Annotated in this window: 6 protein-coding genes; 1 reads left to right on the forward strand and 5 read right to left on the reverse strand. The window is 60.7% G+C overall.

The features are described from left to right. The first annotated feature begins 62 nt into the window (after nt 1-62). Entirely contained in the window at nt 63-1,643 is a 1,581-nt protein-coding gene (locus VGG64_04275) for an aldehyde dehydrogenase (NADP(+)) (GenBank protein HEY1598792.1), read from the forward strand. A 23-nt stretch (nt 1,644-1,666) separates the two neighbouring features. Here VGG64_04275 and VGG64_04280 read toward each other — a convergent pair whose 3' ends face one another. The 5 genes from VGG64_04280 to VGG64_04300 form a co-directional block, all read right to left on the reverse strand. Beyond that, nucleotides 1,667-2,911: a glycosyltransferase gene (locus VGG64_04280; protein HEY1598793.1), complete on the reverse strand. Its 1,245-nt coding sequence runs from the start codon at nt 2,909-2,911 to the stop codon at nt 1,667-1,669. Nucleotides 2,912-2,998: 87 nt separating this feature from the next. Further along, complete coding sequence (locus tag VGG64_04285; GenBank protein HEY1598794.1) at nt 2,999-4,546, reverse strand: lipopolysaccharide biosynthesis protein; 1,548 nt, start codon at nt 4,544-4,546, stop codon at nt 2,999-3,001. A 97-nt stretch (nt 4,547-4,643) separates the two neighbouring features. Beyond that, nucleotides 4,644-5,588, reverse strand: coding sequence for a polysaccharide deacetylase family protein (locus tag VGG64_04290; GenBank protein HEY1598795.1), 945 nt, complete (start codon nt 5,586-5,588; stop codon nt 4,644-4,646). 152 nt (nt 5,589-5,740) lie between these two features. After that, complete coding sequence (locus VGG64_04295; GenBank protein ID HEY1598796.1) at nt 5,741-6,928, reverse strand: GNAT family N-acetyltransferase; 1,188 nt, start codon at nt 6,926-6,928, stop codon at nt 5,741-5,743. An 88-nt stretch (nt 6,929-7,016) separates the two neighbouring features. Next, complete coding sequence (locus VGG64_04300) at nt 7,017-8,174, reverse strand: GNAT family N-acetyltransferase (GenBank protein HEY1598797.1); 1,158 nt, start codon at nt 8,172-8,174, stop codon at nt 7,017-7,019. Nucleotides 8,175-8,635 lie beyond the last annotated feature (461 nt).

The following is an 8,635-nucleotide window of genomic DNA, read 5'->3' on the forward strand; positions in this document are numbered from 1 at the left end:
GCGGATATTAGAGTATAGGACTTTTATAGGACCTACTTGTAGTTCGTCGGAGGCCGCCGTTTATGTCCGCGCAACCGGTATTGATCGCAGGCTCCTGGCGGCAGGCCCAGCATACAGCGACTTTTCAGGCCGATAATCCGGCCACGGGCAAGCCGCTGGCCGAGAGCTATCCGGTCAGCCGCTGGGAGGATTGCGATGCAGTGTTGGCGGCCGCGTCCGCAGCAGCCGAGGCACTTCGCCAGGTTCCGCCCGAGCGCCTGGCGGCGTTTCTGACGCGATTTGCCGAGCGCATCGACCGGCGTGCCGACGAACTTGTCGAGATGGCCCATGCCGAGACGGCCCTGCCGAAAAAACCCCGGCTGGCCGACGTTGAACTACCGCGCACCACCAGCCAACTGCGCCAGGCGGCCGCCGCCAGCCGCGAACGATCGTGGGCCCTGCCGACGATCGACACGAAACTCAATATTCGTTCCTGCCATGTGGCGCTGGGACCGGTCGCCGTATTCGGGCCGAATAATTTTCCTTTCGCGTTCAACGGTGTGGCCGGCGGAGATTTTGCAGCCGCGATTGCCGCCGGAAACCCGGTGATCGCCAAGGCCAACTCGTCGCATCCTGGCACGACGCGCCTGCTGGCCGAAGAGGCACTTCACGCGGTGCTGGAAAGTGAACTGCCTCCAGCGACGATTCAAATGCTCTATCGCACCAGTCACGCCGATGGCGAGCGGCTGGTCGCCGATCGGCGTTTGGGAGCCACGGGCTATACCGGTAGCCGCGCTGCGGGCCTGGTCCTCAAACGGTCGGCCGACGCCGTGGGCAAGCCAATCTATCTCGAGCTATCGAGCATCAACCCCGTAGTCATTCTGCCCGGAGCACTGGACGAGCGAGCCAACAACATTGCCGAAGAATTCTCCGGCAGTTGCCTGATGGGCACCGGACAATTCTGCACCAACCCTGGAATGGTGCTGCTGCTGACCGGCCCCAAAACTGACCAGTTTATTGCCTCGGTTACAACCCGTTTTCGCGAGGCCCAAGTCGGCACGCTTCTATCGGCAGCGGTGTCGCGTACCCTCGCAGCCAGCATTGCTCAATTGTCAAAGGCCGGAGCCGAGATATTGGTCGGTGGCACGGCAGAATCAAGCGGCGGCTATCGCTTCGCGAATACCCTGCTAAGGGTCTCGGGCGCACAATTCCTGTCCGCGCCCGAAGCATTACAAACGGAAGCATTTGGCAACGAGTCGTTAGTGGTTGTCGCGCGTGATGCGGCCGAGGCAGCCCGAGTGCTGGATCACCTGGAAGGCAACCTGACAGGTTGTATCTATTCTGATTCGCGCGGAAGCGATGACGCGCTGTACGAAGAGTTGGCCCCTCGCCTGCGTGTACGAGTGGGGCGGCTGCTGAATGACAAAATGCCGACGGGCGTGTCCGTCAGCCCGGCCATGAATCACGGCGGCCCGTATCCGGCCACGGGGCATCCCGGTTTCACTGCGGTGGGTATTCCCGCGTCGCTGCGCCGTTTTGCGATGCTCGCTTGTTACGACAATGTGCGACCCGGACGTTTGCCGGCGCTATTGCAAGACAAGAATGCCGCGGGACGCCCTTGGCGGCTCATCGACGGAGCATGGACGCAAAACGACATCGGGTAGCGCTGTCGCGCGGTCACCAACGCTCACTGAGTTGTGGCCGCTTCCAACTCGGGCTCAAGTAGTGCCACCGGAATCGGCAGGGGCAGGCCCGGCTCGCATTTGCTCGCGTAGATGTCGTATATCAGATTCTGATACCCCTCGACCATGCGGTCCAACGACCAATGGGCCACCACGTGGTCGCGCCCCGCGCGCCCCATCCGCTGTGCCAAGAGCGGTTCTTGGAGGAGACGCACGACACAATCCGCAAACTGCACTTCGTCTCCCGGCGGAACGAGAAAGCCGGACACGTTGTCTTCCACTGTCTCGCCAATCGATCCGACATGCGTCGAGACCACGGGCTTTTCACAAGCCAGCGCTTCGAGGATCGAGACCGGGTTGGCCTCCATATGCGAGGTCAACGCCACGACGTCGACCGCCGATAGCAGCTGCGGAATATCTTGACGAATGCCGAGAAACTGTACCTCTTCGCGAAGTTTCAGTTCGGCCGTTAGTTGTTCCAGCGCGGCGCGGCGCGGACCATCGCCAATCAACAGAAACCGCGACTGGGGTACGGCGTCGCGCACCCGCGCTGCCATGCGTAAGAATAATTCGTGATTCTTTTCCGGCCTTAACGCTGCCAGAATCGCGACCAACGGTGCCTCAACCGGCAGACCGAGTTCGGTCCGTAATGTCTGCTGCGGCGTAAGTGGCCGGAATCGTTCTGTATCGACGCCGTTGGGGATCACATAGACCCGTTCCAATGGGCAGCCCTCGTTTTGAATGAGATGGCGTGCATGAGGGCGGGCAACGGCGATAAATCCGTCTGTGAGCGGTGTCAATAACCGATTCTGCCATTCAACATGATCCGGATGACCTGTCGAGTGGATCGCACTCAGCACGACGGGCACCCCGGCGCGATAAGCGGCCAGACGTCCCCAGAACATGCGATCGCCCCCCGTGCCGACCGTGACAATGGCATCGATTCGCCGCTGGCGCAATAGCGCCGTCAAGCGGCCCAACACGCGAATATCGTACTTGCCGGTGATTAATTCGGCATGTGCAGGCACTTCTGCTGCCATTAACTCGCCCAACTCGTCGAGCGACTTCAGGCAGCAAATCTCCGGGGCAAATCGGGTTCGATCCATACGGCGGATCAGGTTGACCAACAGTGTCTCGGCGCCGCCGACACCCATGCTCGTGAGGATGAACATCACACGCAGCGGACCACGATCGCGTGGCGGAACAAGGTTGCGAGACGCACGGATCCACGGCAGATTGTCCGACAACATTGGATCACCTCACAAGCTTCTTACCTGTTTTATTACAAAGGCGGCGTTGGCAGAATCGGTTTCGTAGATTCGCCTGTGCCACACCGACTACGGTTGCACCGCGTGTTCGCGGCGGAAATACGAACGAATGCGACTGACGTAATGGTTGCCGATTTCGAACATGCGCTTGCGGTCTTCGTGCGAAAAGATGCGGCTGTCGACCAGGCCTGCCACAATTACGACGGCCGTGGCGGCCAACGTGACCCAAGGCCCGAGCCAGAACACGGCCGGCAATGCGGCAATCAGCACAGTGCCACGTTCGACGCGCATGCCGTGCAGCCGATTCGCGACAAAGACCAACGCCAAGGCAACCGCGTTGGCCGCGGCCGTGCCGAGCACTGCTCCTAACAATCCCAAAACTGGCAACAACAAATAGTTGATCGTTACATTCACCACCAACGCCACGGCCAGCGCAATGCTGGCAAAGCGGGCCTTCTCGGCGCACCACAAGTAGTTCTGGGCCATCACTAACGTGGCACTGAAGCAGCAATAAGTCAGCGTCCACGGCAGCACGTGCAATCCACCGGCAAACTTGCCCTCGAACGCCACGCCAAACAGCAGGGGGGCGGCAAACATCACGGCTACCGAAGCGCCGACCAGGCCCAGGCCGAACATTTTCAGGAACAGATTCAATCTGTGAGAGACCTCGTGCCGATGCCCGGCTTCCCAGTCTTGGGTCAGATGCGGCGTCAGCAGGTTGGCCAGCAGTTCGGCCACGCCCACTAACAGCACGGGCACGACGCGCGAGCTGTGATACTGCCCGACCTGCATCAAGGCCTCGGGCGCAGAGAGGCCGCTGTAATGGACGATCATGTAGCGGTCGGCCACATCGAAAGTGTTGGCCAGCCAATTCGTGATCCACACCCAAACGGCAAACGGCAGCAGCTTGGCCCACATCGCGCTGTAGGGAAGACGGATCATCGGATTGACGGGGATACCTTTCCATCCACCCGACAGCCACAACGCCGACAGCACGGCCGTTATCAAGCACGATATTCCGTACGCAGCCACCACGCTCATCGCGTCGGTGCGCCAGTAATAGAGCAATCCCAGACTGACGGCGGCAAACGACATCGTATTGATAAACTGCAAAATCGAAACGACGCGGTACATGCGCAACGCCGTGAATAACGACGTGCAGGTGTTGTGGGCGATCACCGTGGCCAAAACCAACGACAGGACGAACATCAGATCTTCGAAATCGCGGCTGCCGAACACCAACGCCGAAAACCAGCCATTTGCCGACAATAACACCGCCAGCGCCGCCACGGCCCCGATAAACGTGCAGATACCGGTGCGACGGAGAAACGTCTTGAGTTGCCCCTTCTGACGGTAATGCTCGACATATCGACCAAAGGAACCCGGCAGCCCTAACACCGCCAATGGTGCAGCCAGGTTGAGAAAACCGAATGCCATGTCCCATTCGCCGAGTTGCTCGGGCTCGAGCCAGCGGCAAACGACGATACTGCGAAAGAACCCAATGCCGCGCTGCACGATGGTCAGCACCAGCAGGATCAACACGCTGTCGGCCAGCGTATCGGCGCGCAGCCGCGCGTCTTCGGTCTCGGGAACAGTCGTCGAAGGTACGGAACTCACGGGGCAGCTATCTCAATCAGGGGTCGGGCCGATAATTTCGCTTTTCCGCAGGGAATTGCTCGCGACATGATGGCGCGCCGATATGGCGCTCGTGCATTCAGACGTCACTGCCGGCGCATGCGCCCGGTGGCGATAATCCACCGCCGCGATGCGCGGCGCTGCGGGCGGCAGCCCCTTCTTCATGTCCTGTGCTCGTCCCGTCGGTTAGCGCAGATTCATACTGATAGCGCGGAATATTGTTCTTGCGCGGATCGATCGTGGCCCAGTTCTTCAACCGCACGGGGTCTGTGTCTCCATGAAAGCGTTGCAGATGAAATGCATCGTCGCCGGGACGATTGATCGCGCCATAGGCCGAGCAGACGCCGTCGTAACCGGCCTCGTAGGCCAGGTGGAACGCTTCGGCATTCAGATTTTGGTACAGCCCAAACGGAAACGCGAAGTAGCGCACGGGCCGACGCATCGCGGCTTGCAATTCTTCGCCCGCCGTAACGACTTCGTCCTTGAGCACCTGCAAGTCGGTAATCTTGCCCAGGTCGGCATGGGTGCGCGTGTGCGCGCCGATTTCCACGCCGGCCGAGGCCAGCTCGCGCAATTGCGTCAGCGAGTTGGGCAGCAGCTTCTCGTGTCCCAGCGCCACATCGTGCGGAAATGGTTCGCGACGGAAAATGTATTTCGTCGATACGAAGTAGGTGCAAGGAATTTGCTCGCGAATCAAGAACGGCAGCGCGTGCTTGGTGTTGTCCTCGTAGCCGTCGTCGAACGTGATGCTGGCGCACACGTGCTTATTCACCCCGCTGCGAATCCGTTGTTGCGCTTCAGCCAGTGACACCATCTCGAAGCGGCTTTTCAGCCAGCGCATCTGCCGTTGGAAAGTGCGGTTCGGGCAGGTCCAGGGCGTGGCCCGATCGTCGGCTATGCGGTGATAAAACAGAATCAAGATCGGCGCACGCCCCGCGCGCGCGTCGAGGTGATTTCGCACACAGCGATAAGGCCGAGTGACCTGATAGTACGACCACAACAGTGGCAGCCGCAGGATGTCCATCGAAGCGTTCTCTTGTGATTTAAGGCTGATTCAAGATCTTTGGGGCGATCGACACGGTTCCAGAGGGATTACCATCACCAAGCAATATCAGGGTGGACCTTTGCGCTTTTGGAAGTCGTGCGTCGACGGCTGCCAGTTCAGTTCTTTGCAACCTAGTTCTGTTCACCCTTGCCGTGAGACGCTTCCGCAGACCGTCTCCAGGTCTGCAACTTTTGCCAGCCGCGTTTGACCAGCCCCTTGGCGCGACTACCTGCAAGCCATGCGCGGTAGTGCGTGCGAGCCAACAGGCTGCGCCCGACAATACGAATCCTGGCCAACGGGACGGGCTGGCCACCCAGCGACGCTTTGTAAGGTTCGTCGCCGCGTAAGAAGTCGAAAAACCGATAACCGTCCTCGATCGCCGACCGCAATGATGTCGCGAGCGAGATCCACCCAGGGCTCTCTTCGGCCAGTGCTGGATCGATCCCGCTCTGGTAGTAGTAAATCGTGTCGCCTCCGGTGAAACCGTATTCAACGGCGGCTGGCTTTCCGCCGATTTCCAGCCAGCGCAGTCGCAGACGCCCCAAGTCGAGGAATCGTCGCGCGACTTCCGTATGAAATTGCACGAACCGCGGCGACGAAAAACAGCCCGCGTCGCCCAAGCTCACACGGCGGCGCTGGTGCAGGTCGGCAAGGATTCGCCAGCCCTGGGGAAGCTCGTCTTCATGCTCCACGCAGCGCACGACGGCTCGGCCGGTATCAACCGACCGCCGCAGAAAGCGGCGTGTCTGCTCGCGTCGCGATTTGGATATAGTGGCTAGATAACCGTCCCAGGTCGCGGCCAATGTCGCCTTCCAGGTTCGATACGGTAGACGCCGATCGACCAAATGTCCGCACACTCTCAGCTCGGCAATCAGGCGCTCGAACGCTGGATCATCAGCCCGTACGGCATCAATGTCGATCAAGTCCCATTCACCGGCGCCATCCTCGACGAGCCAGCGCGATATCTCTCGCGCAACTGCATCGGTGTGATCCGGATGGGCCAACAGTCCTACGTAGTCTGACGCTACCTCACCCGAGCCAAGCTGCCGTACGACGCGCAACCGAGATAGCAGCGTGGTGCGATACCAAGGGGCGACGCCGACCAATTCCCCATCAGCGGTGCGCAAAGCGATGATGAACAGCTCTTGGCTGGGGCTGCCGTAGTGCCGCCACCAGGTTTCGAGCCATTCGTGCCGTAGGAAGGGCACGTCCTGCGCCAGAGCATTCCACTCCTCGGCGAGCGACGCCATTTCGGCGACGCTGACGATTCGCTCGACGAGCAATTGCTCAATGGCCGGTTCGACAAATGACACGGTCACGATTAGTCCTCGACTCACTTCTCTTGGTGACGTTACTTGTTACTCTAGGCCGCTGGTTGCGACAGACGGCGCGGTGCTGCGCCACCCGTTACAACCCGGCCATCCGTCGACTGTCTCGTACGATTGCCCGCACGGTCTGGCCTGTTTGCCAGATCCCGCGCCGCAGGCGGTCAGTGGCCGAGCCGGGCCAGACACGCACGTTGAGCATAGGACGCGGTTCGGCCCGCCAGTGCGCTTTATAGGGCTCGTCTCCGCGCATGAAATCGAAGGCCTGGTCGCCGCGCTCGATAGCCGCCTTCATCGTGGCAATCGTCGCGAGGTGACCTGGTTCCGACTGCAAATAGCCGGGGTCGATTCCGGATTGATAGGCGTAGACCGTTCCGGTTCCGCACAGCTGGTATTCCGCTGCGACGGGTACGCCGTCGAGTTCCGCCCAGCTGAGCCTTAGCTTGGCTGCTGCAAGCAAGCCGCGAGCCGCATCCCGATGGAAGCCTGCAAACCGGCCGCGGGCAAACAAATCGGATTCGCCCATGCTCAGCCGTCGCCGCCGATGCAGGGTTGCCAGCGTGGCCAGCGCCACGGGCAATTGGTTTGGCGTTCGCACCTCGTGCAAAACCAAGCGCCCACTGCCGAGCGGGCCGCGCATCATGCGCCGTACTTGCTTGCGATGCGACTTTGATAGATGCCCCACATATTCATCCCAAGTAGCTGGTAGCACCACGCGCCAGCCGTTGCACGCGCGGACGCTGCGCACCAAGGCGCCGCGGTTGTCTAGCTCGGTCATCACCCGTTTGGTCACGGGGCAGTTTTCATCGACGCCATGCAGATCGAGCATGTCCCACGAGCGCGCTCTCGACTTGGCGCAACATTCGCCGGACCTAGGCTGAGTAGCTAGCAAGGCGTCGGCAATCATTCTGGCGACATCAACCTCGTATCCCACGCGGCAAGGGATGCCCAAGTAGTCCGTACACACCTCGCCCATGCCTAGAAAGCGGACAACACGACCGTGTAGGCGTGTCGCCTCGATGTACCAGGGCGCGAGCGCCACCAGACCATACGGAGGATCGACGAGGGCGAGCACCGACAGCTGTCGCCCGCGCGGGCCTGCAAATGGCTCGGCGCCGTAATGGCGCCACCAGGGCAGCAGCCAGCGCGGACCGAGCATGGGCGCATCCGGCACCAGTCGCTCCCAGTCGTCGGCCAGTTCGGCAAGGCGTTCGGCGTTCGTGATGTGTTCGGCAATCATGTGAGCTCGTTTCGTCGCCACCGCTGTCATCGATCGCGCGCGGATCCGTTGTGTACGCTGCGGCGATATACGAAATCTCAGTCAGTCGCTAGACAATGCAAGTTGTTTCGCATTTTCCCAGTCCTTTACGGCATTTCTTGCCGCCACCTGCGATGGCAACCTTTGGCAACAGACGGTGTGGCGTTCTGGCAACATTGTGGGGGCGCGTTACAACCGGCCCTGTCTATTAAGCGGCCGACGAAGCCGCCGCAATGCGAGCACAGGTAGCATGGACAGCCGTTGCGACACGCGCCGGGCATCGCCTTGGCACCCGCTTTGCACATGGGGTAAACGCATTACTTGCTGAGAATACTCGTAGAGGAACATTCGTCATGTCCAGTGCAACCCATCCGTTTGCCAGTCCGGCGGATTTTATTCGCGCTCTTGTCGGGCATCCGCGTCGCGTGCTGCTGCCGGCGGTC

This window comes from Pirellulales bacterium (assembly GCA_036490175.1).
In the GTDB taxonomy this organism is placed as follows: domain Bacteria; phylum Planctomycetota; class Planctomycetia; order Pirellulales; family JACPPG01; genus JACPPG01.

What these genes read in the sequence shown, in the direction of transcription:
- VGG64_04300 (HEY1598797.1), bottom strand. Translation starts at nt 8,174, where the DNA reads ATGATTGCCGAACACATCACGAACGCCGAACGCCTTGCCGAACTGGCC.
- VGG64_04280 (HEY1598793.1), bottom strand. Translation starts at nt 2,911, where the DNA reads ATGTTGTCGGACAATCTGCCGTGGATCCGTGCGTCTCGCAACCTTGTT.
- VGG64_04275 (HEY1598792.1), top strand. Translation starts at nt 63, where the DNA reads ATGTCCGCGCAACCGGTATTGATCGCAGGCTCCTGGCGGCAGGCCCAG.
- VGG64_04290 (HEY1598795.1), bottom strand. Translation starts at nt 5,588, where the DNA reads ATGGACATCCTGCGGCTGCCACTGTTGTGGTCGTACTATCAGGTCACT.